At 65.8% G+C, this 23,623-nt stretch carries 23 protein-coding genes and 1 tRNA gene; 10 read left to right on the forward strand and 14 right to left on the reverse strand.

Features of this window, described 5'->3' with window-relative positions; genetic code table 11:
* Positions 1-55: 55 nt before the first annotated feature.
* Positions 56-1,669: a cytochrome c oxidase subunit I gene (gene ctaD, locus AC3RCC_RS05375; protein WP_291638116.1), complete on the reverse strand. Its 1,614-nt coding sequence runs from the start codon at positions 1,667-1,669 to the stop codon at positions 56-58.
* A 425-nt stretch (positions 1,670-2,094) separates the two neighbouring features.
* On the opposite strand from ctaD, the gene AC3RCC_RS05380 reads away from it, so the two are divergent.
* Positions 2,095-2,361 (forward strand): YMGG-like glycine zipper-containing protein, encoded by a 267-nt coding sequence (locus AC3RCC_RS05380; RefSeq protein ID WP_291638115.1) that lies wholly within the window; start codon positions 2,095-2,097, stop codon positions 2,359-2,361.
* A 511-nt stretch (positions 2,362-2,872) separates the two neighbouring features.
* On the opposite strand, the gene AC3RCC_RS05385 is transcribed toward AC3RCC_RS05380, so the two are convergent.
* Positions 2,873-3,880 carry a helix-turn-helix domain-containing protein gene (locus tag AC3RCC_RS05385; RefSeq protein ID WP_492257839.1) on the reverse strand — a complete coding sequence of 336 codons (1,008 nt, stop codon included), beginning with the start codon at positions 3,878-3,880 and terminating at the stop codon, positions 2,873-2,875.
* Positions 3,881-4,144: 264 nt separating this feature from the next.
* Between AC3RCC_RS05385 and AC3RCC_RS05390 the strand changes: the two genes are divergently transcribed.
* Positions 4,145-4,447, forward strand: a complete 303-nt coding sequence (locus tag AC3RCC_RS05390; protein ID WP_492257840.1) for a beta/gamma crystallin-related protein — start codon at positions 4,145-4,147, stop codon at positions 4,445-4,447.
* A gap of 278 nt (positions 4,448-4,725) precedes the next feature.
* On the opposite strand, the gene AC3RCC_RS05395 is transcribed toward AC3RCC_RS05390, so the two are convergent.
* Positions 4,726-4,801: transfer RNA gene (locus tag AC3RCC_RS05395), tRNA-Ala, on the reverse strand.
* A gap of 110 nt (positions 4,802-4,911) precedes the next feature.
* On the opposite strand from AC3RCC_RS05395, the gene AC3RCC_RS05400 reads away from it, so the two are divergent.
* The 4 genes from AC3RCC_RS05400 to AC3RCC_RS05415 all read left to right on the forward strand — a co-directional run bounded on the left by AC3RCC_RS05400 (position 4,912) and on the right by AC3RCC_RS05415 (position 7,265).
* On the forward strand, positions 4,912-5,202 hold the full coding sequence (locus AC3RCC_RS05400; RefSeq protein ID WP_291638112.1) for a YggT family protein: 291 nt from the start codon (positions 4,912-4,914) through the stop codon (positions 5,200-5,202).
* A gap of 4 nt (positions 5,203-5,206) precedes the next feature.
* Positions 5,207-5,521, forward strand: coding sequence for a DUF167 family protein (locus AC3RCC_RS05405; RefSeq protein ID WP_492257841.1), 315 nt, complete (start codon positions 5,207-5,209; stop codon positions 5,519-5,521).
* A gap of 70 nt (positions 5,522-5,591) precedes the next feature.
* A complete protein-coding gene (locus tag AC3RCC_RS05410) occupies positions 5,592-6,287 on the forward strand; it encodes a carbonic anhydrase (protein WP_492257842.1) in 696 nt (231 codons plus the stop codon).
* A 300-nt stretch (positions 6,288-6,587) separates the two neighbouring features.
* Positions 6,588-7,265: a cold-shock protein gene (locus AC3RCC_RS05415; protein ID WP_452117275.1), complete on the forward strand. Its 678-nt coding sequence runs from the start codon at positions 6,588-6,590 to the stop codon at positions 7,263-7,265.
* Between the two features lie 56 nt (positions 7,266-7,321).
* On the opposite strand, the gene AC3RCC_RS05420 is transcribed toward AC3RCC_RS05415, so the two are convergent.
* The 6 genes from AC3RCC_RS05420 to AC3RCC_RS05445 form a co-directional block, all read right to left on the reverse strand.
* Positions 7,322-7,864 carry an MOSC domain-containing protein gene (locus tag AC3RCC_RS05420; protein WP_492257843.1) on the reverse strand — a complete coding sequence of 181 codons (543 nt, stop codon included), beginning with the start codon at positions 7,862-7,864 and terminating at the stop codon, positions 7,322-7,324.
* Positions 7,865-7,976: 112 nt separating this feature from the next.
* A complete protein-coding gene (bfr, locus tag AC3RCC_RS05425) occupies positions 7,977-8,465 on the reverse strand; it encodes a bacterioferritin (protein WP_291638107.1) in 489 nt (162 codons plus the stop codon).
* Positions 8,466-8,575: 110 nt separating this feature from the next.
* Complete coding sequence (locus tag AC3RCC_RS05430) at positions 8,576-8,863, reverse strand: (2Fe-2S)-binding protein (RefSeq protein WP_291638106.1); 288 nt, start codon at positions 8,861-8,863, stop codon at positions 8,576-8,578.
* Positions 8,860-9,393 carry an iron response transcriptional regulator IrrA gene (gene irrA, locus AC3RCC_RS05435; RefSeq protein WP_291638105.1) on the reverse strand — a complete coding sequence of 178 codons (534 nt, stop codon included), beginning with the start codon at positions 9,391-9,393 and terminating at the stop codon, positions 8,860-8,862. The genes AC3RCC_RS05430 and irrA overlap by 4 nt, the downstream gene beginning before the upstream one ends.
* A gap of 170 nt (positions 9,394-9,563) precedes the next feature.
* On the reverse strand, positions 9,564-11,147 hold the full coding sequence (locus AC3RCC_RS05440) for a DHA2 family efflux MFS transporter permease subunit (RefSeq protein WP_291638104.1): 1,584 nt from the start codon (positions 11,145-11,147) through the stop codon (positions 9,564-9,566).
* 156 nt (positions 11,148-11,303) lie between these two features.
* Positions 11,304-12,506, reverse strand: coding sequence for an HlyD family secretion protein (locus tag AC3RCC_RS05445; RefSeq protein ID WP_492257844.1), 1,203 nt, complete (start codon positions 12,504-12,506; stop codon positions 11,304-11,306).
* A 280-nt stretch (positions 12,507-12,786) separates the two neighbouring features.
* Here AC3RCC_RS05445 and AC3RCC_RS05450 point away from each other — a divergent pair, with 280 nt between their 5' ends.
* Complete coding sequence (locus tag AC3RCC_RS05450) at positions 12,787-13,317, forward strand: TetR/AcrR family transcriptional regulator (RefSeq protein ID WP_492257845.1); 531 nt, start codon at positions 12,787-12,789, stop codon at positions 13,315-13,317.
* Positions 13,318-13,338: 21 nt separating this feature from the next.
* Here the strand turns inward: AC3RCC_RS05450 and AC3RCC_RS05455 are convergent, their stop codons facing one another.
* Together AC3RCC_RS05455 and AC3RCC_RS05460 are read right to left on the reverse strand one after the other, a co-directional pair.
* Positions 13,339-14,190, reverse strand: a complete 852-nt coding sequence (locus AC3RCC_RS05455) for a DMT family transporter (RefSeq protein WP_492258752.1) — start codon at positions 14,188-14,190, stop codon at positions 13,339-13,341.
* A gap of 328 nt (positions 14,191-14,518) precedes the next feature.
* The gene (locus tag AC3RCC_RS05460; protein ID WP_291638100.1) at positions 14,519-15,553 is read right to left on the reverse strand and encodes an aspartate-semialdehyde dehydrogenase; all 1,035 of its coding nucleotides are present in this window, start codon (positions 15,551-15,553) and stop codon (positions 14,519-14,521) included.
* 564 nt (positions 15,554-16,117) lie between these two features.
* On the opposite strand from AC3RCC_RS05460, the gene AC3RCC_RS05465 reads away from it, so the two are divergent.
* Both AC3RCC_RS05465 and AC3RCC_RS05470 read left to right on the forward strand, forming a co-directional pair.
* Positions 16,118-17,098, forward strand: coding sequence for a hypothetical protein (locus AC3RCC_RS05465; RefSeq protein WP_492257846.1), 981 nt, complete (start codon positions 16,118-16,120; stop codon positions 17,096-17,098).
* A 123-nt stretch (positions 17,099-17,221) separates the two neighbouring features.
* Complete coding sequence (locus AC3RCC_RS05470) at positions 17,222-17,524, forward strand: hypothetical protein (protein ID WP_291638098.1); 303 nt, start codon at positions 17,222-17,224, stop codon at positions 17,522-17,524.
* A gap of 132 nt (positions 17,525-17,656) precedes the next feature.
* Here the strand turns inward: AC3RCC_RS05470 and AC3RCC_RS05475 are convergent, their stop codons facing one another.
* From AC3RCC_RS05475 to AC3RCC_RS05485, 3 genes are all read right to left on the reverse strand, one after another.
* Positions 17,657-19,093 carry a homospermidine synthase gene (locus AC3RCC_RS05475; RefSeq protein WP_291645813.1) on the reverse strand — a complete coding sequence of 479 codons (1,437 nt, stop codon included), beginning with the start codon at positions 19,091-19,093 and terminating at the stop codon, positions 17,657-17,659.
* Between the two features lie 256 nt (positions 19,094-19,349).
* The gene (locus AC3RCC_RS05480; RefSeq protein WP_291638096.1) at positions 19,350-19,886 is read right to left on the reverse strand and encodes a GNAT family N-acetyltransferase; all 537 of its coding nucleotides are present in this window, start codon (positions 19,884-19,886) and stop codon (positions 19,350-19,352) included.
* A 335-nt stretch (positions 19,887-20,221) separates the two neighbouring features.
* Positions 20,222-21,367 (reverse strand): type III PLP-dependent enzyme, encoded by a 1,146-nt coding sequence (locus tag AC3RCC_RS05485; protein ID WP_291638095.1) that lies wholly within the window; start codon positions 21,365-21,367, stop codon positions 20,222-20,224.
* A gap of 665 nt (positions 21,368-22,032) precedes the next feature.
* Here AC3RCC_RS05485 and AC3RCC_RS05490 point away from each other — a divergent pair.
* Positions 22,033-23,610, forward strand: coding sequence for an OpgD/OpgG family glucan biosynthesis protein (locus tag AC3RCC_RS05490; RefSeq protein ID WP_291645811.1), 1,578 nt, complete (start codon positions 22,033-22,035; stop codon positions 23,608-23,610).
* The last annotated feature ends 13 nt before the right edge of the window (positions 23,611-23,623 follow it).

The raw sequence follows: 23,623 nt of genomic DNA on the forward strand, positions 1-23,623 counted from the left end.
GAGCCGATGCGAAGGAGGGCTGGGGTCGGTCGTGCCGGCGCGGCGCGGCCGGCCGTCAAGGCTCGGAAGGCGCCTTCGGCAGCGTCGCGTACTGATGGAAGGGCGGCGGCGAGGGCAGGGTCCATTCCAGCGTGGTCGCGCCTTCGCCATAGGGATTGGCCGGCGCCGGCTCCCGGCGGATCAGGACGACATAGAGCATGGCGAACAGGAAGAAGATCACGCCGGCGGCGAAGATATAGGAGCCGAAGGAGGAGATGCGGCTCCATCCGGCATAGGCGTCGGGGTAATCGACATAGTGGCGCGGCATGCCGGCGATGCCGGAGAAATGCATCGGGAAGAACAGCATGTTCGAGCCGATGAAGGCGATCCAGAAGTGCAGCCGGCCGATCCAGTCGGGGATCATGTAGCCGGACATCTTGGGGAACCAGTAATACCAGCCGCCAAAGATCATGAACACGGCGCCCAGCGAGAGAATGTAGTGGAAATGGGCGATGACGTAATAGGTGTTGTTCAGCGTGCGGTCGATGCCGGCATTAGCCAGAACGATGCCGGTGACGCCGCCGATGGTGAAGACGAAGATGAAGCCCAGCGCCCAGTACATCGGCGCGGTGAAACGGATCGATCCGCCCCACATCGTCGCCACCCAGGAGAAGATCTTGATGCCCGTCGGCACGGCGATGACCATGCTGGCGAAGGTGAAATAGGCCTGGGTGTTGAGGGACAAGCCGACGGTGAACATGTGGTGCGCCCAGACCACGAAGCCGACCACGCCGATCGCCACCATCGCATAGGCCATGCCGAGATAACCGAAGATCGGCTTCCTGGAGAAGGTCGAGATGATGTGGCTGACGATCCCGAAGGCCGGCAGCACCATAATGTAGACTTCGGGGTGGCCGAAGAACCAGAACAGATGCTGGTAGAGGAGCGGGTCGCCGCCGCCGGCCGGATCATAGAAGGTCGTGCCGAAATTGCGGTCGGTGAGCAGCATGGTGATCGCGCCGGCGAGGACCGGCAGCGAGACCAGGAGCATGAAGGCGGTGACCAGCATCGACCAGGCGAAGAGCGGCATCTTGTGCATGCTCATGCCGGGCGCGCGCATGTTCAGGATCGTCGTGATGAAGTTGATCGCCCCGAGAATCGAGCTCACGCCGGCAATATGCAGCGCCAGGATGCCGAAATCGAAGGCCGGGCCGGGATGGCCGGCGACCGAGAGCGGCGGCACCATGGTCCAGCCGCCGCCGACGCCGCGGGATCCGGGCGCGCCTTCCGCAAACATCGAGATGACGAACAGGACGAAGCCGCCGACGAGCAGCCAGAACGAGATGTTGTTCATCCGCGGGAAGGCCATGTCCGGTGCGCCGATCATCAGCGGCACAAACCAGTTGCCGAAACCGCCGATCAGGGCCGGCATGAGCACGAAGAAGATCATGATCAGGCCGTGACCGGTGACGAAGACGTTGAAGGTCTGGGGGTTGCTGAACCATTGCAGGCCGGGCTCCTGCAGTTCGAGACGCATCGCCACGGAGAGGAAGCCGCCCAATAGCCCTGCGCCCAGCGAGAACAGCAGGTAGAGCGTGCCGATATCCTTGTGGTTGGTCGAGGCGAACCAGCGTCTTGCGAAGCTGGGAACCGCGTGATCCCGGTTCAGCTCCTCGGTCTTGATGGCCATGGCTTTGAACTCCGACCCTGGCGTGAGCGACGCGGCGCATCGGAGCGCCGCGACATCGCTGCCTAGGACCGTGTCCAGCGGCCGATAAGAGCCAGTTCCGGTTTGGCTTCTATGCCGGTCGCCCGGCGAGGGAGCGGCGTCAGGCCGGTTTGGCGCGCAGCATCAGGGTCAGTCGTTCGATCAGCCGCAGGCCATCCACCGCGAAGATCGGCAGCACGCCACTGCCAGCAGGTCCACGATCGGGCAAGCGTCCGATGCGTTTCTCGCTGCGCTGACATTCAAGAGCTCCCCGTGGAGCGATATCCGGCGGTTAGGAACGTATTGCACATTCATTGGGACGCTGCGCGATGGAGGTTCTGAGCGTCCGGTCTAAATATTGATCTGTCCGTAGCCGTGCTCGCACCCTGGCATCTCGAGAGGCCGTCATGATCCGAACTGTCGTTTTCCTTGGCCTCGCTATCGCCCTCGCGGGCTGCAATACCGATTCTCAATCGCAGCGGACCCTTGGCGGTGCCGCGATCGGCGCGGGCGGCGGCGCTCTCATTGGTGCAGCGGCGGGCGGGGGGCGTGGCGCCGCGATAGGCGCCGTCGCAGGCGGGGTGACCGGTGCATTGATCGGCCGCGCGACGACCCCGAACAACTGCATCTATCAAGATCGGAACGGCCGCAGGTTTACCGCGCGCTGCCCCTGACAAATCTGGTTGGGAGATGCGCTCGTCAGAGCGTCTAATGACCAGGCGCCACCGTCAGGGCGGCGCCTGAATGATCTGAAGCGTCGTTCGGCCTGCGGTAGCTAGCGGCAGATGACGTTCTGCCCCCTCATCGTGCAGGTGCTGACAGGCCGCTGCTCATCCGGTGGCGGGTCGTATGTCCCCGCTCCGACAGGCACATAGCTGTGCCCATCGCTTTGCATCGGATCGACGCCAGGAGCGCTCGACCAATTGCTGACGCTTGCGCATCCCGCCAGCAGCAGGCAGCACATCACGATGGCAAACTTCTTCATGCCCTGGCCCTCGACGGTTTGATCCTGCCGTGATGTGGAAGGGATGTCACGGCCTCTTCAGGTGGGCGTCCCTTCCCCGTTTCGTTCCGTTTTTCGGCGCCATGGCCAATCAGCGCAATGCTGCGCCGATCAAAATGCGCAATGGCCGCGGATTTGCGGGTAGGGGAGCGAGCCGGCGAGTGCGAGCTCGGCGCTCCAACTCAGAATTGGCGAAGGCAATCGCCCAATGTCCCGAACTGCGAGCTCTGAACGCTCCTGGGCCGCGCGATCGAGCCATGGCCGGCTAGCGCGGCTGCTCTCACATCACTCGGGCTGACGCCGAATTCCAGCTTGAAGGCGCGCGCGAAACTGGAACCATCCTGGAAGCAGAACGATTCAGCGATGGATCTGATGGAGCCTTCATTCGACGCGTCCGACAGTTCGGCATGTGCCTGGAGCAGCCGCAGCCTCTGGATGTACTGCGCTATGCCGCCGTCATTCTTGAGCAGGCGATACAGCTGACTGCGAGACATGCCCAACTCGCGGCAAAGGCTCTCCGGCCCGAGAGAAGGGTGTCGAAGATGCTTTACGATGGCCTGCTTCGCTTTCTCGCGCCGGCTTAGCAGGATCTGCCGGGCAGCCTGAGGATCGGCCGAAGGCGACAGGCAGGCGAGTATCATCGTCTTAACGGCTTCCATCAGCTTCGGGGCATCGGCCCTCGTCAGGTCGTGCAAGCTCCGCTCAAGCAGGCGGATATAGTCGCCGAGCAATCGCCCGAGTGGCGTGTTCAGAGGCGTTCCCTGAACCGCGTCGAGCACGCAGGCCAGATCGCTGAAGCTGTCCCTTGGCAGATAGAGCTGGAGCCGTTCATCCTGTGCCCGCTGGCTCACCAATTCCTGTCCCAGCGATGCGACGAATGGAATGCCTGCCGGAACCTCGAATGCGATGCCACCTGCACTGATGCCGAACGTCTTTCGTCCCCCCACCGTGATAACCCAATGGTCGACCGGATTTCGACGCAGCAGAGCTTTCGACCTGACGGCCCGAAGTGCTGGAGCAGCAACCCGGCTCAGTGACATGCTGCCGAACGACCGATGTACGCTCTTGGCGGCGAAACCTAGTTCCGGTTCCAAGACATGAAGGTCAAAGACCGTATCGAACCATCCTTGCCATGCATCAAGTTGCTGCGATATCGGAAGTCCGTGTGTCGAGATTTCGATCGGTTCCAAGGTAATACCTGTGGTGACGCTCCCATTATGTCGGCATAGGCCCTCAATTGCATCATTTCACGTGGTTGCGGCCATGCGTCAATCTACACCTTCGTAAGGGAAGGGGGCGCGTGGGCGGATCGGTCAGGCAATGGCGCCGGCCCGGCGACACATGGCCCCTCCAACGCAGGCAGCGCCGTATTGCGCAGGGTGTTGCGCCTATTCTCCGCATGGGCTTAACTATACGTCAGGTTCTGCCGCTGGGGTAGCAATCGGGAGGATTTGATGGCTCGTCCTCATATCGTCGTTTTCGGGAAACCTGATTGGGACGGCTACAAGGCTAATATTTACAGTACGATTTTGGATCTTTCCGATCGAAAGGGCCACGGTGAACTTGGGACTGAGAACTGGAACGACGAGATCAACTCGTTCGAGATCAAAAGCGGCATCTGGAAAATCTACGAACATCACAGCAGGGGTGGCAAGGCGACGCCGGAGCTTGGCCCTGGCCGGTACCGGACACGCGATTTCGGCTTCCCCGAGGATTCGGTTACGGGTCTTGAGGTGATCCGGGAGACGGAACCGTAGCGCTCGCGCGGATCGCCCGTTCGTCGATGGCAGCGCCGTCATGCCGCCGGCCTTATGTCAGGCGCTCAGGCTGGAGGTCGGGGTCCGTTGTCGACAGGGTGCGACGCAAACGAATGGGACTGGCCCCGAATCGGCAAGGCAATCGTCGAGTGCCAGGGACCGACAGCGCGCCCCCAAGATGCCAGACCATGACGGGCGGGTGCTGGGGCAAAATGTTGGGGCAGGTGATGCAGGCTTCGGATTACTTCCAGCAATCTCAACGCATTAGGCGAAAAGATTGGTGGAGCTGAGGGGATTCGAACCCCTGACCTCTGCAGTGCGATTGCAGCGCTCTCCCAACTGAGCTACAGCCCCGAAGCGCTGGCCTTCTAGGCCCTGCGTTGCGCTCCTGTCAATCGCTTCCGACAGGAACATTCTTCGGGCGGGCGATCCGCGCGCCGGACGGTTTTCAGAGAGGTCCTTTGATGCGTTCCGTTCTCGATGTCGTGATGCTGGCGCTGAACCTCTATGTCTGGATCCTGATCGCTTCCGCCGTGCTCAGCTGGCTCATCGCCTTCAACGTCGTCAACACGCGCAACCAGTTCGTTTCCTCGGTCTGGGATTTTCTCTACCGCATCACCGAGCCGGCGCTTCGGCCGATCCGCAACATGCTGCCCAATCTCGGCGGCATCGACATCTCGCCGATCATCCTCTTGCTCGGCATCTTCTTCATCCAGAGCGTGATCACCCGCTACATCTATCCCAACGTCTTCTAGCCGGATGGCTGCCTGGTCCATCGTGCCGGATGGGCTTGCGATCGCGATCCGTCTGACGCCGCGCGGCGGACGCGACAGTCTCGATGGGGTCGAGACGCTGGCCGATGGCCGGCAGGTATTGAAGGCGCGGGTCAGGGCGGCGCCGAGCGAAGGCGAGGCCAATGCGGCGCTGGTCGCGCTCCTGGCCAAGGAATTCGCCATCTCCCGTTCGCAGCTGTCGCTGACCGCAGGCGCGAGCGCGCGCCTGAAGCGTATCCTCGTTCAAGGCGACGGGGCGGCGCTGGCGGCACGATTGCAGAAGCGGTTTTGCGAGATTTGATGCTGCGTTGCAGTAGAAACCTGCGAATCGGCTCTTGACGAAGGCGCTCGGCTCCTGTCCCAACTAGGGCATGGACCCAGCTTCATCGCCGCACTTCCCCGAGCGCCTGACCGAAGGCTATCGCGCCTTCCTCGACGACCGTTTCGTGCGCGAGCAGAGCCGATACGAGCAGCTCGCCGAAACCGGCCAGACGCCGAAGATCATGCTGATCGGCTGCTGCGATTCGCGCGTCTCGCCGGAGGTGATCTTCGACGCCAGCCCCGGCGAGATGTTCGTCGTCCGCAACGTCGCCAATCTGGTGCCGCCCTTCTCTCCCGACGATCAGCTGCACGGAACCTCGGCGGCGCTCGAATATGGGGTGCAGGCGCTCAAGGTCGAGCATATCGTCGTGCTCGGTCATGGTCGCTGCGGCGGCATCCGCGCCTTTGCCGACGATGCGCAGGGACCGCTTTCGCCGGGCGACTTCATCGGCAAGTGGATCACCTTGATCGAGCCGGCCGCCCGGCGTTCCGGCGGCCGCGGCCGCAACGAGGATTTCGCGGGCTATGTCGAGCGGCTGGCGCTGGCCTCGGTCCAGCAATCGCTCGACAATCTGCGGACCTTCCCCTGCATCAAGATTCTCGAGGAGAAGGGGCGCCTGCATCTGCATGGCGCCTATTTCGCGGTCGCGACCGGCACGCTGATGCTGCTTGACCCCCAGACCGGGCAGTTCATCCCGGCACTCGGCGAGATGCCGAAGAAGGTCCAGGGCATACGCTGCGACTGAAGGGCGGCGCGGAAAAGCGGCTCCGGCTTACGATTTCGTGCACGGCCTTGTGCCGGCTTGGCTTGCGAGCCCGGTCGAAAGAGCGTTTCCTGCCGAAGCAGCGCCTTCTCCCTTGGGAGCGGGCTAGAGATTCGCGATAGAAGCCGGCTTTCTGCCCTTGGGGAAAGAGAAGGCGGGCAGGCAACGAGGTGCCGGCGACAATGGTCGGCGGGCTCGATAATTTTGCTGCGCGGACCCGATGACGAAACGGCCGGCATGCGCTAGATTGCCGCCTCCCGGTCACAATTCACCTGAAGTTTCATGTTCGATCGACGCAAGCCCGCTGCCCCCGCTCCCTTCGTCACGCACGAAAACATCGAGGCCAAGATCAAGTGGTTCGACCCGGAGAAGGGCTTCGGCTTCGCTTCTCCGTCGGACGGCTCGGGCGATGTCTTCGTCCACGTCTCGGCCATCGGTCCGCTCGACGCGCAGGATCTCCAGCCCGGCGCCACCATCATCGCCGATCTCGGCGAGGGGCGGCGCGGCCTGCAGGTCGTCGCGGTCCACGAGATCGACGCCTCGACTGCGACCCCGGCCGCTCCGCGCGGCGGTGCCCGCCCGTTCTCGCCGCGCCCCCCGCGCGATGATTTCGGCGGTGGCTATGGCGGTGGTGGCGGCGGCTACGATCGTGGCGGCGGTGGCGGCTATGATCGCGGCGGCTATGGCGGTGGCGGCGGTTACGACCGTGGCGGCGCCGGTGGCTATGACCGTGGCGCGAGCGCGCCGATGGAGGGGCCCTTCGACGGTTCCGTGAAGTTCTTCAATGCCGATCGCGGCTTCGGCTTCATCGCCCCCGACCAGGGCGGCGCTGACGTCTTCCTGCATGTCAGCTCGCTGAGCCGCAGCGGCTTGCAGCCGCCGATGGACGGGCAGCGCGTGCGCTTCTCGATCCGCGCCGGCAAGAAGGGTCCGGAAGCGGCGAACGTCAGCTACGTCTGAGCGCTGCCGCGTTTCCGGCGAGGTTTTCGGGGCGGCGTGCCGAGAGGCGCGCCGCCTCAAACACGTTCGAGTGCCCGGTGGGGCAGGGCGGGGAGCGTCAGCGCAACAGGATCGCCCGGCCTGACCTCGCCGCCTTTCAGCACGATCCCCATGATGCCCGCCTTGCGAATCAGGGCTCCCTTCGCGTCGCGGCCGAGCACGGCCTTGAGCAGGCCGGGCCGGAAGGCCTCGATCTGGGCGCAAGGGTTGCGCAGTCCGGTGATCTCGACCAGCGCATCGTCGCCGAGCTGCAGCCGGGTCCCGGTCGGCAGGCCGAGCAGGTCGATGCCGCGTGTCGTCAGGTTCTCGCCCATGTCGCCTGGCTTCAGGGCGAAGCCGGCGACCGCGAGCTCGTCGAAGAGCTCGGCGTGAAGCAGGTGGACCTGCCTGAGATTGGGTTGGGTCGGGTCTGCGGCGACGCGGGAGCGGTGCTTCACCGTAACGCCGCAATGGGCGTCGCCTTCGACACCGAGCCCGGCAAGCAGGCGGATGGCGGGGCGCGCCGGCTTGCTGAAACGGTGCCGTTCGTCCCGGCCGACAGCGACGATCATACCCGTCATGGCGCCTTCCTTCGGCTGCTATGAGGCCCGTCCGTCAAACGAAAGAGCCGGCCCGCGGAACGGGGCCGGCTCCTGATATCGCCAGTCCTTGCAATGCTGGCGTGACGCGCGTTCAGTGGTCGTCGCCCTCGAGGCCGCCGACATGCTTCTGGGTGTAGAGTTCGAGGCCGATGCGGCCGATCAGTTCGAGCTGGGTCTCGAGGAAGTCGATATGGCCTTCCTCGTCCTTCATCAGCGCCTTGAACAGCTCTTCGGACGGATAATCCTGGACCTCACGGCAATAGGTCGCCGCTTCCTGATAGAGCGCGCGCGCCTCGATCTCGGCCTTGAGATCGCATTCGATGACTTCCTTGACGTTCTCGCCGATCCGCAGCGGGTCGAGCGTCTGCATGTTGGGGAAGCCTTCGAGGAAAAGGATGCGGTCGACGAAGCGGTCGGCATGGACCATCTCCTCGATCGATTCCTTCTTCCAGGTCTTGGCCATGTCCTTCAGACCCCAATTGTCGAGGATCCGGTAGTGCAGCCAGTACTGGTTGATGGCCGTGAGCTCGGAACGCAGGCCCTTGTTGAGGTACTCGATGACCTTCTTGTCGCCCTTCATGGCAGCTTCCCTCGCAATGCCCACATTAGAATGATCCTAATGTAGGCTGGGCATTCTCAAAAGGGAAGCGCAGAATCCGGCTCGATAGTCGGCAGCTGCCGGGCCGAGGCTCAGGCAGCTGCGCGCTCGTCGGCGGTCTCGATTTCGGCCAGCATCAGGCCGACCGAGACGTGCACCGCGCAGTCGATCTCGCGGCTGGCGCAGCTGCTGCACTGGCTGGCGCAGGCGGCACGCGCCTCGGCCAGCAGGCTGCGCACCGCGCGAGCGCAGCGGCCGCAATCCGGGCTGCAGCCGAGGCAGTCATAGGCCTCGCCTGCCGTCTTCGGCCCCGAGCCGTCCGAGGCGATGGTACTCTTGATCTGCCGGCAGGACAGGACGTTACAGGAGCAGACGATCACGCCCGGCCGCCCCCTGCGAGCTTGGCGACGTTCTCCTTGCCATCGGCGCGACGCAGGCGGACGATGACCTCCACCGAGGACACCACCATGCCCTCCGGCGCCACCGGCAGGCCGCTGACCTGGATCTCCGAGCCGGGAATGTCGACGACCGTCTCGTCGTCCTCATTGTAGAAGTGGTGGTGCTCGGAGACATTGGTGTCGAAGAAGGTCTTCGGCCCGGAGACCGAAACCTGGCGCAGCAGCCCAACCTCGGAGAATTGCCGCAGCGTGTTGTAGACGGTCGCCAGCGACAAGGGCTCGCGGGCGCGCAGCGCCTCCTCATAGAGCATCTCGGCGCTGACATGGCGGTCGCCCTTGGCGAAGAGCAGCCAGCCCAGCGCCATGCGCTGGCGCGTCGGCCGCAGCCCGACGCTGCGCAGGCGCGATTTCACGGCGCTGATCGGGCAGGCCGCCGGGACCTTCTGCGGCCACGGGATCTGGTCGGCCTGACTGCGCGTCGCCGCGCCATTCTTCAGGGACACAATGCTCATGAAACGCCTTCCAGACTCGCAGTTCTCGCGTCCTGTAGTTTAGAAAAAGTCTAAACTACTGATATTGTTGATATTTTTGCCTTCTCTCTCGCCCCATGTCAATTCCTTGTGCCCTGCGGCAAGTCGCATCAGGGGATTGTCCGCAGTGCAGGCCGGAGCCGTGGCGGGCCTCAGTGGCCAGCTCCGCCCGGCGCGGCCTGACCCGGCTTGCGCATGAAGAGAGCGAGCACGACAAGGGTGGCGAAGACGAAGGTCAGGGCCAGGAAGATGTCGCCGAAGGCCATGACCAGCGCCTGCTTGTGGGCGCGCTGGTTCATCAATGCGAGCGCCATCGACTCGGCGGCGTCGCCATAATCGGCGAAGCGCTGGGTCAGCATGGCGAGGTTCTCCTCCGCCACCTGCCGGCCGGCGGCGACCGCCTCGTGCAGCCGGGCGATGTGCAGGTCGGTGCGGCTGTTGAGGAAGGTGTTGATCAGGGCCAGGCCGACGGCGCCGCCGAGATTGCGGGTCAGATTGTAGAGCCCGGAGGCGTTCTTGAGCTGCTGCGGCGGCAAGGTGCCGAGCGCGAGGTTGTTGATCGGCACCATGCACAGCATCAGCGAGCAGCCGCGCAGGATCTGCGGCACGAGCAGCTCGTTGAAATCCCAGTCGGCGGTGACGAAGGAGGCGAGCCAGGTGCCGAGCGCGAAGCCGCCGAAGCCGATCATCATCATGATGCGCGGGTCGAGCTTGGCCGAGAGGCGCCCGGCGATCGGCGCTGTCAGGAACATGGCGAGGCCGGTGACGAACATGGTCTCGCCGATCATCAGCGCGTCATAGCCGCGGATGCGCCCGAGATAGACGGGGTAGAGATAGGTCAGCCCGTAGAGGCCTATGCCCATGGTGAAGGAGAACAGCGAACCGAAGGCGAAGTTGCGGTTCTGGAAGGCGTAGAGGTCGACCAGCGGATCGTCGCGCGTCAGCGCCCGCCAGAAGAACAGCACGCAGCCGACGAGCATCAGCCCGGTGAAGAAGACGATCTCATGGCTCTGGAACCAGTCGAGCCTGGTGCCTTCCTCCAGCACATATTCGAGGCTGCCGAGGAAGGCGGCCATGCTGGCGAGGCCAAGCCAGTCGAAGCGCTTGAGCAGGGAATGGTCGGGCTTGTCGAAGTCGATCAGCGTCCAGGCGGCGATCGAGACGCCGATGCCGGGCACGACATTGATCAGAAAGAGCCAGTGCCAGGAGAAGGCATGGCTGAGATAGCCGCCGATGGTCGGGCCGATGGTCGGGGCGAGCGTCGCGATCAGGCCGATCAGCGGCGAGACGATCGGCCGCTTGGAGGCCGGGAAGATGGTGAAGGCGGCGGCGAAGACGCCGGGGATCATGCCGCCGCCGATGAAGCCCTGCACGGCGCGCCACAGGATCATCTCGTTGATCGAGGTCGACATCGCGCAGAGCACGCTTGCGACGGTGAAGCCGGCGGCGGCGATGGTGAAGAAGACGCGGGTGGACAGCGCCCGGCTGAGATAGCCGGACAAGGGGATCATGATCACTTCGGCGATCAGATAGGCGGTCTGGACCCAGGCGATCTCGTCGGCCGAGGCGGAGAGCCCGGCCTGGATCTCGGCGAGCGAGGCCGAGACGATCTGGATGTCCAGGATCGCCATGAACATGCCGAAGACCATGGCGAGGAAGGCGAAGATTCGCCTCGCCGGAATGGCGTCGGAGGCCGGCGGGGTACCGGCGGGGCTGGCAAGGGTCGCGGTGGCCATCACGGCCTCCCTGGCTTCTTGTTTGCGCAGGCCTCTTCCTGAGGAGCGGCGTCAGCCGCGGCGCGAAGGATGGTCCCAGGGGGCGCTGGAACAGCCTTCGCGACGCCGTCCTTTACGGGACGGCTCCTCAGGATGAGGGCTCGCGGGCTGGCCGGCTCAGTGCGCCTGCGGCCGCGGATCGATCGAGACCACCACCGACATGCCCGGCCGCAGCGTGTGGCGGGCGATCGCCTCGGGCGCCAGCGCGATCCGCACCGGCACGCGCTGGACGATCTTGGTGAAATTGCCGGTCGCATTGTCGGCCGGCAGCAGCGAGAACACCGAGCCGGTGCCCCCGGCGATGCCGCTGACCGTGCCCTGGAAAACCTGGCCGGGCAGGGCGTCGACGGTGATCGTCGCCTTGTCGCCGATCTTCAGCGGGCCGACCTGGGTCTCCTTGAAGTTGGCGTCGACATAGACCTGGTCGAGCGGAACGATCGACATCAGCCGCTTGCCGGCGCTGACGAGGTCGCCGAGCTGGACATTGGTGTTGGCGACGAGGCCGTCGATCGGGGCGGTGATCCTGGTGAAGGAGAGGTCGCGCGCCGCCTTTTCCTCGGCGACCTTGAGCTCGTCGGCCTGGCGGGCGGCCTCGATGCGCTGCGCCTGCAGCACTTCGATATTGGCCTTGGCCTGGGCGACGCCGGCCTGGGCGCTGGCGAGCGCGGCGGCGGCCTGGTCGCGTGCGGCGGTGGCGGCGTCGAGGGTCGCCTGCGAGCCATAGGACTTGGCGGCGAGGCTGTTGGCGCGCTCGAAATCCGCGAGGCTGCGGGTCACCGCCGCCTCGGCCGAGGTCGCCTGTGCCTGCGCCTGCAGCAGGCTGGCCCGGGCCGCCTCGGTCTGGGCGTCGATGCGGGAGAGGGTGGCGGCGGCGGTCGCGCTCTTGGCCTGCGCGCTTTCGAGCGCGATGCGCTGATCGCCATCGTCGAGGCCGACCAGCGGATCGCCGGCCTTGACCTCCTGGTTCCGGGTCACGGAGACGGTAGCGACATTGGCGGCGAGCTTGGCCGAGATCGTCGCCATCTCGGCGCCGACATAGGCGTCGTCGGTCGAGACGATGAAGCGGCCATTGCGCCACCAGTCGAGCCCGAACCAGCCGCCGGCGGCGAGCACGGTCCCGGCGACGAGGATCAGCGCCATGCGCTTGACCGGCTTGCGGCCGGCTGGTGGCCTGGCTGTGCTCTGCTCGCTACCCGGCGCCGTTTCCTCCGGCTTGCGGGCCTCCGAAGGCGGCTGCGCCGTCTCCAGCCGGGCATCGACCAGCTTCAGTCGGTCGCGGCGGGGTTCGGCGTGCTTCTCGATGAGGGTGTCGGCCGACATGTGTTGCCCTGACGATTTCAATTCGAACCAATCGGTTCGATGAGGGCTTGAGATAGCGCCGGAAAAGAGGCATATCAAGGGCAAATCGAACTGCGTGGTTCGATTATTTTGCAGGTGCGAAATGCACCATGGATGGAACACGATGACTGCCGGCCCGGAAACCCAAGTCAAACCACGCTCGCGCAACAGGCGGGTCGCCGGCGCTGACCCCGACAAACGTCATCAGATTCTGGAAGGTGCGCATGCGGTCTTCACGGCGCGCGGCTTCGACGCCGCCAGCATGAGCGACATCGCCGCGGCGGCGAATGTCTCGAAGGGCACGCTCTATGTCTATTTCCAGGACAAGGAGCATCTGTTCATCGCGCTGATCGAGCGTGAGCGCGAAAAGCAGAAGCAGGGCATCTACGAGGCGCTGGCGGATGACCCCGATCTCGCCCATGCACTGGCAAGCTTCGGTGAAAGACTGGTCAGACTGATCACCGGCGGTTTTGCGCTGAGCGCCCAGCGCATCGTGCTCGGCGTCGCCGAGCGCATGCCGGAACTCGGCCGGGAGTTCTTCGAGCGCGGCCCGATGCAGGGGACGCGGCGTCTCGCCGCTTTCCTGCAGCGGCGCGTCGAGGTCGGCGAACTCGCCATTGCGGATGCCGGGCTCGCAGCCGCACAGTTCATCGATCTCTGCCAGTCGACGCTGACGCGTCCACGACTCTTCAACGCCGTGCCCGTGCCGCCGGATGACGAGGAGATCGCCCGGGTGGTCGGTTCGGCCGTGACGATGTTCCTGGCGCAGTATGGGGTCAGGAAGCCGGGCTAGGCCCGGCTCGCCGTCCCGCGCTCAGCCCCGGCTTAGCGGGCCACGGGCGCGCAGGCGCTCGCGATGGGCGATATACAGGCCGGAGCCGGTGATGATGACCGCACCGAGCCAGGTGAAGCGGTCCGGCAGAACGGCGAACATCAGGAAACCGAAGATCGAGGCCCAGAGCAGCTGCAAATAGGCGAAGGGCGCGAGCAGCGAGGCATCGGCATGCCGGAACGCCAGGATCACGAACCAGTGGCCGATGGTCGAGGCGACGCCGACGAAGACGCCGAGCCAGATCGCCTGCGCCGTCAGCGGCTGCCAGCCGAAGGGCTGCAGCAGGCTGAGCAGCAGGAAGCCGATGATCGCCGACCAGGTCAGGGTGGTCACCGGGTTCTCGGTCGCGCTCATCATCCTGGTGAAAATCAGCGCGAAGGCCCAGGCCGAGGCGGACAGCATCGGCAGCAGAGCGGCGAGCTGGAAGCCGGCGTCGCCGGGGCGCACGACGATCAGAACGCCGATCAGCCCGATGATCGTCGCCGTCCAGCGCCGCCAGCCGATCTTCTCGCCGAGCAGCGGGATCGAAAGCGCGGTGACGAAGAGCGGCGAGATGAAGCTCGTCGCCGTGGCGTCGGCGATGGGCAGGTATTTCAGGCTCGAGACGAACAGGATCGAGGAGACGGTGACGGCGACGCCGCGCAGCAATTGCAGGCGAAGGCGATTCGGGACCAGCATCGGCCGACCGCCGGGCAGGGCGATGGCGAGCATGATCACGGCGAAGGCGGCATAGCGCAGCCAGGTGATCTGCAGCGGCGGCACGGTCTCGGCCATCAGCTTCGAGACGGCGTCGGCGCTGGACAGGAAGGCGCCGCCGAGCAGCACGAGACCGATGCCGCGCAGCGAATTCTCGCGACGCGGAGGCGGAGGCTGCCCGCCTTGGAGGGGTTGCGTGTCAGGGGAAGGAGATTGTCGCAAGCCGGCCGCTGCTGCACCAGGGAAGGTCAGGGACCCTAGCAGGTTCGCCGTGGGATGGTCGCGCTAAGAGGGAAAGGCGGCCATGTCCGGCGCGCCCGCGGCGGTGGCCGGCTTCCTGGCCTTGCGCGCTGGGTTCGGCAGGAACCCGGTTCCGGGCAGGATGGGAAACAGGGAGAGAAGCTGCTGCAGATTCAACGCGTCGCGGCGAGTTTTGCCGCGACGCGCCTGCTTGGGAAGAGCTGGCTCAGGCCGCGCGCTTGCGCGGCTGGATCAGCTTGCGGTTGACCAGAACCTCGGCGATCTGGACCGTGTTCAGGGCCGCGCCCTTGCGCAGATTGTCGGACACGCACCAGAAGGCGAGACCGTTCTCGACGGTGTTGTCCTCGCGGATGCGCGAAATATAGGTCGCGTCCTCGCCGGCCGCCTCATGCGGGGTGATGTAGCCACCGGGCTCGTGCTTGTCGATGACGAGGATGCCCGGGGCGGTGCGCAGGATCTCGCGCGCCTCCTCGGCGGTGACCGGCTTCTCGCACTCGATGTTGACGCTCTCGGAATGAGCGATGAAGACCGGCACGCGCACGCAGGTCGCGGTCAGCTTGATCTTCGGATCGAGGATCTTCTTGGTTTCCGCCATCATCTTCCACTCTTCCTTGGTGAAGCCGTCTTCCATGAAGACGTCGATCTGCGGGATGAGGTTGAAGGCGATGCGCTTGGGGAACTTCTTGGCGGCGACCTCGCCGGCCGAGAACACGGCACGGGTCTGGTTGAAGAGCTCGTCCATCGCCTCCTTGCCGGCGCCGGAGACCGACTGATAGGTCGAGACGACGACGCGCTTGATGCCGAAGCGCTCATGCAGCGGCTTCAGCGCCACGACGAGCTGCGCGGTCGAGCAGTTCGGATTGGCGATGATGTTCATCTTGCTGAAGCCGGCGGCCGCAGCGGCGTTGACCTCCGGCACGACCAGCGGCACGTCGGGGTGCATGCGCCAGGTCGAGGAGTTGTCGATGACGACGCAGCCCTGCGCGCCGATCTTCGGCGACCATTCCTTGGACACGGCGCCGCCGGCCGACATCAGGCAGATGTCGGTGTCTGAGAAGTCGTAATGCTCGAGCGCCTTCACCTTCAGCTTCTTGTCGCCGAAGGAGACCTCGGTGCCGACCGAACGCTGCGAGGCGAGCGCCACGACCTCGCTGACGGGGAAAGCCCGCTCGGCGAGGATGTCGAGCATCTCATGGCCCACATTGCCCGTGGCGCCGACTACCGCGACCTTGAAGCTCATGCTGGAATTCCTTCTGGCGAAACCGGTTCATCCTCCCCGGGAGGCCCTCGCCGCGCAGTTCGAGCGCGGTTCCGGCCTTTGACCCCGGCCGGGGGGGAGAACCCGGAATCGAGGCGAAGCGTCAGCGCAGCGTCCGGGTTTTCCCGGTCGCCGTTTTGGTCGTGCATTTCGTCGTCGGACGGAAGGTCACAGAGCCAATCCAGAGCTGAGCATCATCGCGAGGCCGGAAGGATAGCAGCTTCCAGCCGGCTTCCCAAACACCGCCGCCAGCGAAAAGTCAATTGGCGCGCTGCCGGGCAACCGCCCGATCCGCGTTAACCCTGCCTGCTTACCCGGCGTTGACCCTGTTTCGCGATCTCCTGCCATCGGTAACGGGCCGCTGACGGAGCCTGCCGAATCTACCCAGCGGGTGAGGAGCGGAAACGGGCGGCGTCGTGGCTGCCGGTGACCGCAGATTGTCGGGTTCGTGCCGTGTCCGGGGATATCAAGACAGTTGTTCGCGCGTGGCTGCGGAACGCGCTGCCGCGCCTGCAGAGACCGGCGCCGGCCGGTGATACCGGTCGCGTGCCGGCAAGACGGGTCGATCCGGTCGCGCGGCTGATCGATCTTGCGGACGCGCTCGAAGCCGGCTTCGCTGCCGTGGTCCGGACAGGTGGGCGGCTGTTGCGTGCCGGCGGTGCGGGCCCGACCGGCGGCCTGCTCTGGCGCGGCGTCGCGGCGGCCACCGGCATCGGCTTGACCGCGACCCTGGTCGCCGGGCTTTCCTCCGGCACGCCGGAGGAGGCGCTGCCGAGCCTGTCGAGCGTGGTGCCGGCCGAGCCGGTGGCTGCGCCGGCGATCCGCGATGTCCGGATCCAGGCGGTTCCCGCTGCCTTCGGCGAGGAGGGCTGGATCCATGTCGCACGGCCGATCGCGATGTTCGGGCTGGACGCGCCGGAGATCGGCAAACGTGCCGGCTACGAGGCGCGGCGCAGCCAGGATGGGGGGCGGCGCGAGGACATGCTTAGCTTTGGCGAGTTCGGCGACGGGCAACCCTTCCTGGCACTCAAGTTCCAGGCCAATCGCGAGGCCGCGGAGCAGGGCGCTGCGGTGGGGCTGTCGCAGCCTTTCGTGATCACGCTGGTGCGCGAGAGCGCGGCGCGCGGGCTCTCCGTCGGCCGCAGCGGCACCACGACGCTGATCGAAACCAAATTCGGCACGGTCGAGACCGCCGATATCGGCCTGAGCGATGGCAGCGCCGGCCGCGCCTGCATCGGCTTCCGTCATCTCGATGGGGCGGCGCATCTTTCCTTCTCCGGCTGGTTGTGCGGGGGCGAGACCAGGCCGGTCGACCGGACGCAGCTCGCCTGTCTGCTGGACCGGGTCGAGCTGCTCAGCGCCGGCGACGATCCCGGGTTGCGGGCCGTCTTCGCGAAGGCCGAGCCGCAGCGCAGGCCGGGCTGCTCGGTGCCGCGTACTGCTGCGGGCGGACGCAAGGGCGCCGATGCCGAGGCAAAGGCGCCGGCCCTGAAAACCGGCGCCGGAAGGCAAGGCGCCGCAAGGTAACGGCCTCGTTATGTCGCCTTACCTCTGGTAAGGCGCGGCAAAAGCATTAACTCAGTGCTTGTATCCTGTTCCCATCGATCAGGCTTCCGCCGTTGACGGAAGTTGTCGCTCCAGGAGACTTCCATGCGTTCGCTTTCGCGTTTTGCCGCCGGCCTCGCCATCTCGCTCGCGGCCACGACCGTCGCCGTCTCGCTTGCCGAAGCGCAGGAGCGGCGGCCGCTGCGCATCACCGTGCAGAAGCGCAGCTATTTCGACGCCGGCAACGTCGTCGCGGTTGGTAGCATGAACCGCTACGCGACCCAGAACATCATCGCCAGCCCGGTCTATTCGGCTGCTGGCGACCTCTATGGCGAAGGCACCTTGCCGCCGCGCATCGGCGCTGGCCGCAACCCCTTCGCCAACAGCTTCTCGACGCCGGGCTTCTGAAGCGGCGCAAGGCTCCCGAACGAGAAAGGCCCGCCGGAAGGCGGGCCTTTTTGCTTTTCCACGTCATGGCCGGGTTTGACCCGGTCGTCTCGGGTCTCCCTGGGGTCGCCCGAGCATGACGTGCCTGCCTCGTCAGCGCACCAGGATGTTGCGGAACTGCCAGGGATCGGACGTGTCGATGTCTTCCGGGAACAGGCCCGGGCGGCCGTCGAGCGGGGTCCAGTCGGTGTAGTAGCCGGCGAGAGGTCCGAGATAGGGTCGCTGGATCTCGAGGCAGCGATTGACGTCCATCTCCTCGACCTCGACGATGCCCGCATTCGGGTTTTCCAGCGCCCAGACCATGCCGGCGAGCACCGAGGAGGTCACCTGCAGGCCGGTCGCGGTCTGATACGGGGCGAGCTTGCGCGCCTCCTCGGTCGAGAGCTGCGAGCCGAACCAGTAGGCGCCCTTGGCGTGGCCGTAGAGCAGCACGCCGAGCTCGTCGATGCCGTCGACGACCTCGTTCTCCTCGAGGATGTGGTGCTCGGTCTGGGCACGGCCGGCATTGCCGAACATTTCGTGCAGCGAGAGCACCGCGTCATTGGCCGGGTGATAGGCGTAGTGGCAGGTCGGCCGATAGATCGCCTTGCCGCTGTCGTCGCGCACGGTGAAGTAGTCGGAGATCGAGATCGCCTCGTTATGCGTGACGAGGAAGCCGTATTGCGGGCCGGGCGTCGGGCACCAGCTCCGGACCTTGGTCTCGGCGCCGGCCTGCATCAGATAGATCGCGGCCTGCGACCCGGTTTCGTGCGTATGGGCGTTGTCAGGCATCCAGCGCTCATGGGTGCCCCAGCCCAGCTCGGAGGGCTGCACGGCTTCGGCGATGAAACCTTCGACCGACCAGGTGTTGACGAAGACGCCCGGCGGCTTGGGATTGCGCGAGCGCTGCGTGTCGCGTTCGGCGATATGAATGCCCTTGACGCCGGCATGTTGCATCAGCGCGGCCCATTCCTCGCGCGTGGTCGGCTCGGGCAGGTTCAGGCGCAGATCGGAGGCGAGGTTGAGCAGGGCCTTCTTGGCCAGCCAGGAGGCCATGCCGGGATTGGCGCCGCAGCAGGAGACGGAGGTCGTCGCGCCGGGCGCGCGGGCGCGCTTGGCGGCGAGCGTCATCTCGCGCAGCGCGTAGTTCGAGCGCTCGGCCGGGCCCTTGCTCTCATCGAAATAGAAGCCGAGCCAGGGCTCGTTGACCGTGTCGATATAGAGGGCACCGAGGCTGGAGCAGAATTCCATCAGGTCGCGCGAGCCGGTGTCGCAGGACAGGTTGACGCAAAAGCCCTGGCCGCCACCCGTGGTCAGCAGGGGCTCGAGCATGGTCTTGTAATTGTCGATCGTCACGGCTTCCTGGATGAAGCGGATGCCGCGTTCGTCCAGCAGGGCCCGGTTGTCGTCGTCGGGTGCGATCACCACGAAGCGGCTCTTGTCGAATTTGAAATGCCGCTCGATCAGCGGCAGCGTCCCGCGGCCGATCGAACCGAAACCGATCATCACGATCGGGCCGCTGATCTCGCCGTGTACGGGCCAATTCGTCATTCTTTTCAACTCCTGGGTCAGGTTTCGAGCCAAGCGTGGCTCGTATGGGGTTGGGGCGTTCACGTCAATGCTGAGTGGCAAAAACCCCGCTTTTGCAGGCGGTTGGCTTTGGTTTCCGGGGGCCGGCGCGTCACTGCTCGCGCATCGAGGTGACGGCCGGATGAAGCCTGACCGGAAACGTCCGGGAGGGCCGATCCCAAACGAAAACGGGCAGGCCTATGGCCTGCCCGTCGACGAGGATTGCGGCTCCCCGGTTTCAGGCGGCGCGACGTCGGAGACCGTCCGTTCCCTCGGTCGCGACGAGCCTGCCGGTGGGCTTGAGCACGCCGCTGGCGCCGGCGAGGGCGCCGTCGCGCAGTTCGAGGCCGAGGAAGCGCTCGCGCTCGACCGGGCCGGGCATGGCGAGTTCGGCCATCGGCGCGGCCGAGAAGCCGAAGCGCTGGTAATAGGGCGCGTCGCCGACGAGCAGGATGGCGTCGTGGCCGTGACGCGCGGCGCGGGAGATCGCCTCGCGCATCATCATGCCGCCGAGGCCTTCGCCATGCAGTTCAGGGGCGACCGCGAGCGGGCCGAGCAGCAGGGCCTGCCGGCCATCGGCCTCGACATGCCAGAGACGCACGGTCGCGACGAGGGCGCCGTCGCGCTCGGCAGTGAGCGCCAGGCCCGCGGCCGGCAGCCGGCCTTCGCGCAAGCGCTCGCTCGACTTGGCGGTGCGGCGCTCGCCGAAGCAGCGATCGAGCAGGAGCTCGCGGGCCGCGACATCGGCGGCGATTTCCTCGCGAATCGTGATCATGGCGCACCTCCGGCCGGAGCGCCCGCGCCTCCGCGGACCTTCCCGGCGCCGCGCGAACGCGGCCTCTACGTCAGGAAATGGGGAAATTGGGTCCGGCGGGAGCCACGCTTGCGCCCTCCATTCTGGAGGCGCAAGCGCTCCGCCCGGTTTCCCGGGCGGCCTGCCGATCCTGGCAGGGCGCTTCGCCGGACCCGATCCACAAGGGGCGGCGAGGCCGACCCCGGCGCGCTTTCCGTCCGGCTGATTTCAGCCGGACGAGAAGAATGCGCGCTTGCTAGAGTTGAGCATGTTCTGATCGCAAAAGTGGCAGCCACTTTTGCGGAACATGCTCCGCGTCAGATGACGTACTGCTTCAGCGGCGGGAAGCCGTTGAAGGCGACGGCCGAATAGGTCGTCGTATAGGCGCCCGTGCCCTCGATCAGCACCTTGTCGCCGATCTCGAGCGAGAAGGGCAGCATATAGGGCGTCTTCTCGTAGAGCACGTCGACCGAGTCGCAGGTCGGGCCGGCCAGCACGCAAGGCACCGTGGCGTCGCCGTCACGCTCCGTACGGATCGGATAGCGGATCGCCTCGTCCATCGTCTCGGCCAGCCCGTTGAACTTGCCGATGTCGAGATAGACCCAGCGGACCTGGTCGTCCTCGCTCTTCTTCGAGATCAGGACGACCTCGGCCTCGATCATGCCGGCTTCGCCGACCATGCCGCGGCCCGGCTCGATGATGGTCTCCGGCAGACGGTTGCCGAAATGCTTCGACAGCGCCTGGAAGATCGCATCGCCATAGGCCGGAACGCCCGGGATCGGACGCAGATAGCGCGCCGGGAAGCCGCCGCCGAGATTGACCATCGACAGCGAAATGCCGCGGGTGGCGCACTCCTTGAACACCGCCGAGGCCGAGGCCAGGGCGGAATCCCAAGCGTGCACATTCGCCTGCTGCGAGCCGACATGGAACGAGATGCCATAGGCGACGAGCCCGTTGCGATGGCCGTGCTCGAGCACGTCCGCGGCCATTTCGGGCACGCAGCCGAACTTGCGCGAGAGCGGCCAGTCGGCGCCGGCACCGTCGCAGAGGATGCGGCAGAAGATGTTCGCATCCTGCGTGCCGGTCGCCTTGGCGGCGCGGGCGATCTTGTCGGTCTCGGCGATGCAGTCGACGGCGAAGAGGCGCACGCCGAGCTCCATCGCACGGGCGATGTCGCGCTCCTTCTTGATGGTGTTGCCGAAGGAGATGCGGTCCGCCGTGGCGCCGGCCGAGAGCGCGAGCTCGATCTCGACGACCGAGGCGCAATCGAAGCAGGAGCCGAGCTTGGCCAGCAGGCGCAGCACTTCCGGCGCCGGGTTCGCCTTGACCGCGTAGAAGACGCGGGTGTCCGGCAGCGCCCGGGAGAAGGCGACATAGTTCTCGCGCACGACCTCGAGGTCGATCACGACGCAGGGACCATCCTCACGGCGGTCACGGAGAAAACCACGGATGCGCTCGGTCATCGGCGCGACTCCTCTTCGGCGCAAGCGGCGCCGATACGACGTGTAGCCGGTTGAAACGTTCGCGATCCGAGGCGCGATGGAGACGCCAAGGACAGCGGACGTCACGTCCGGACCCGAAAACACCGTCGATTGGGAGATTTATCCCCGCACGGCCGGCAATGAAGGACAAGCCTCTTCGGTGTTGACCTTTGGAGGGTCAACGAGACCAAAAAAGCCCGCTCCGTCGTTGCTTTAAGCTGCGTCCCCCGTGGAGATTCGGGGTTCGCCGGTTTCGCCTCCGGCTGCCAGTCGCTGTTCGGGAGCGGCCCTCTTGCGAAGACCGGGAGCGTGATTTGAGGGGATATCCATCCCCCTCCATCCGTTTCCCATCCCTGGCGGCTGTCCGGCCTCTTGTCCGGATGCCCACCGACCGGCACGCGGCCACAGGCACGTGCGAATTGGGTAAGGCCGATATACGGATGGGTGGCTCCGGCTTCAAGTTTTTTCTTACGCCCGGACGCGGTTTTTTTGGCGAACGCGGCGAGGGATGTGCCGCCGCTATGGCCGCGGCCGTGATGCGGGTGCCTTCCGGCCTCGCCGACGCCCTAGACCGGCCCCATTTCATCCCCTAAGTCATTGCCGGAATGCGCCTTCGCCGCGCGATGAGACTGGGACGAGCTTTCGCCATGATCGTGACCGACCGCCGCCGGGTTCTGGCCGGGCTGAGCGCCGCCCTGTGCGCCGCGGCCGCGCCGCAGGCATTGCTGGCCCAGCAGCCCGAGGCGTCGCCGCCGCAGCCGCGATTCGGCTTCGAGGAGGTGGTGCGCCGCGCCCGCGAGATTTCGATCGCGCCCTATGAGGCGGGGCCGAGCCTGCCGGAGGCGCTGACGCGGCTCGATTTCGACGCCTGGCGCGAGATCCGCTTCCGGCCCGAGCGTTCACTGCTGGCGCAGACCAATTCAGGCTTCCGCCTGCAGATGTTCCATCCCGGCTTCCTGTTCACGCGCCCGGTGACGGTGAACGTCATCCGCGAGGGCGTACCGACGCCGGTGCCCTATGCCACCAATCTCTTCGATTATGGCCGCACCAAGTTCGAGAAGCCGCTGCCGGTCAATCTCGGCTTCGCCGGTTTCCGGCTGCATTATCCGCTGAACGATCCACGCGTTTTCGACGAGCTGATCTCCTTCATCGGCGCGAGCTATTTCCGCCTGCTCGGCCGTGGTCAGCGCTATGGGCTCTCGGCGCGCGGGCTCTCGATCGGCGCCGGCGTGCGCGATGGCGAGGAGTTCCCGGTCTTCCGCGAGTTCTGGGTCGAGTCGCCGGCGGCGAATGCCGAGCGCATCACGGTCTACGCCCTGCTCGATTCGCCTTCGGCGACCGGCGCCTATCGCTTCAACATCTATCCCGGCCAGGACAGTGTGATCGATGTCTCGGCGACCCTGTTCGCACGCCGCAAGATCGAGCGGCTCGGCCTGGCGCCGCTGACCTCGATGTTCTTCACCGGCGAGAATGACCGGCGTTTCCACGACGATTTTCGTAGCGAACTGCACGATTCCGACGGGCTGATGATCCATTCCGGCAGCGGCGAGTGGATCTGGCGGCCGCTGCGCAATCCGCGCGAGCAGGCCTCGTCCTATTTCGTCGAGCGCAATGTCCGCGGCTTCGGCCTGATCCAGCGCGACCGCGTCTTCGAGCACTACCAGGATCTCGACCTCGCCTATGAGCTGCGGCCCTCCTACTGGATCGAGCCGGAAGGCGAGTGGGGCGAGGGACATGTCGAGCTGATCGAGCTGCCGACCACCGACGAGACCAACGACAATGTGGTCGCGCTCTGGGCGCCGAAGAACCCGATCGAGCCCGGTCGCGAATTCAGCTTCCGCTACAAGCTCTCAGCCATGCTCGATGCCGACGAGCTGCATCCGGGCGGGCGGGCGATCAACACCTACCAGGCGCGGCCCAAGGCGCTGGGCTCGGGTGAGCCGGTGCCGGACGGGGCGCGGCGCTTCATCATCGACTTTTCCGGCGGCGATCTCGCCTTCCATCTCAACCAGCCGGAAAAGGTCGAGATCGTGCCCTCGATCTCGAACGGGCGGATCGTGCGCGCCTTCATCGTGCCGAACCGCAAGACCGAGGGGTTCCGCGCCTTCTTCGACATTGTGGTCGAGCCCGGCCAGCTCGCCGATCTGCGCGCCTTCCTGCGTTCCGGCGACAAGGCGCTGACCGAGACCTGGACCTATCCCTGGCGGGCGCCTGAGCCGGCCTGAGCCCGGCCCGCGG

The sequence above is a fragment of the Allobosea sp. GW823-FHT01F03 genome, from assembly GCF_058798075.1.

What these genes read in the sequence shown, in the direction of transcription:
- AC3RCC_RS05460 (WP_291638100.1), bottom strand. Translation starts at nt 15,553, where the DNA reads ATGAGCTTCAAGGTCGCGGTAGTCGGCGCCACGGGCAATGTGGGCCAT.
- AC3RCC_RS05405 (WP_492257841.1), top strand. Translation starts at nt 5,207, where the DNA reads ATGGCTGCCTGGTCCATCGTGCCGGATGGGCTTGCGATCGCGATCCGT.
- AC3RCC_RS05380 (WP_291638115.1), top strand. Translation starts at nt 2,095, where the DNA reads ATGATCCGAACTGTCGTTTTCCTTGGCCTCGCTATCGCCCTCGCGGGC.
- AC3RCC_RS05400 (WP_291638112.1), top strand. Translation starts at nt 4,912, where the DNA reads ATGCGTTCCGTTCTCGATGTCGTGATGCTGGCGCTGAACCTCTATGTC.
- AC3RCC_RS05390 (WP_492257840.1), top strand. Translation starts at nt 4,145, where the DNA reads ATGGCTCGTCCTCATATCGTCGTTTTCGGGAAACCTGATTGGGACGGC.
- AC3RCC_RS05420 (WP_492257843.1), bottom strand. Translation starts at nt 7,864, where the DNA reads ATGACGGGTATGATCGTCGCTGTCGGCCGGGACGAACGGCACCGTTTC.
- ctaD (WP_291638116.1), bottom strand. Translation starts at nt 1,669, where the DNA reads ATGGCCATCAAGACCGAGGAGCTGAACCGGGATCACGCGGTTCCCAGC.
- AC3RCC_RS05450 (WP_492257845.1), top strand. Translation starts at nt 12,787, where the DNA reads ATGAGCGACATCGCCGCGGCGGCGAATGTCTCGAAGGGCACGCTCTAT.
- AC3RCC_RS05445 (WP_492257844.1), bottom strand. Translation starts at nt 12,506, where the DNA reads ATGTCGGCCGACACCCTCATCGAGAAGCACGCCGAACCCCGCCGCGAC.
- AC3RCC_RS05475 (WP_291645813.1), bottom strand. Translation starts at nt 19,093, where the DNA reads ATGACGAATTGGCCCGTACACGGCGAGATCAGCGGCCCGATCGTGATG.
- AC3RCC_RS05470 (WP_291638098.1), top strand. Translation starts at nt 17,222, where the DNA reads ATGCGTTCGCTTTCGCGTTTTGCCGCCGGCCTCGCCATCTCGCTCGCG.
- bfr (WP_291638107.1), bottom strand. Translation starts at nt 8,465, where the DNA reads ATGAAGGGCGACAAGAAGGTCATCGAGTACCTCAACAAGGGCCTGCGT.
- AC3RCC_RS05440 (WP_291638104.1), bottom strand. Translation starts at nt 11,147, where the DNA reads ATGGCCACCGCGACCCTTGCCAGCCCCGCCGGTACCCCGCCGGCCTCC.
- AC3RCC_RS05490 (WP_291645811.1), top strand. Translation starts at nt 22,033, where the DNA reads ATGATCGTGACCGACCGCCGCCGGGTTCTGGCCGGGCTGAGCGCCGCC.
- AC3RCC_RS05485 (WP_291638095.1), bottom strand. Translation starts at nt 21,367, where the DNA reads ATGACCGAGCGCATCCGTGGTTTTCTCCGTGACCGCCGTGAGGATGGT.
- AC3RCC_RS05410 (WP_492257842.1), top strand. Translation starts at nt 5,592, where the DNA reads ATGGACCCAGCTTCATCGCCGCACTTCCCCGAGCGCCTGACCGAAGGC.
- AC3RCC_RS05415 (WP_452117275.1), top strand. Translation starts at nt 6,588, where the DNA reads ATGTTCGATCGACGCAAGCCCGCTGCCCCCGCTCCCTTCGTCACGCAC.
- irrA (WP_291638105.1), bottom strand. Translation starts at nt 9,393, where the DNA reads ATGAGCATTGTGTCCCTGAAGAATGGCGCGGCGACGCGCAGTCAGGCC.
- AC3RCC_RS05480 (WP_291638096.1), bottom strand. Translation starts at nt 19,886, where the DNA reads ATGATCACGATTCGCGAGGAAATCGCCGCCGATGTCGCGGCCCGCGAG.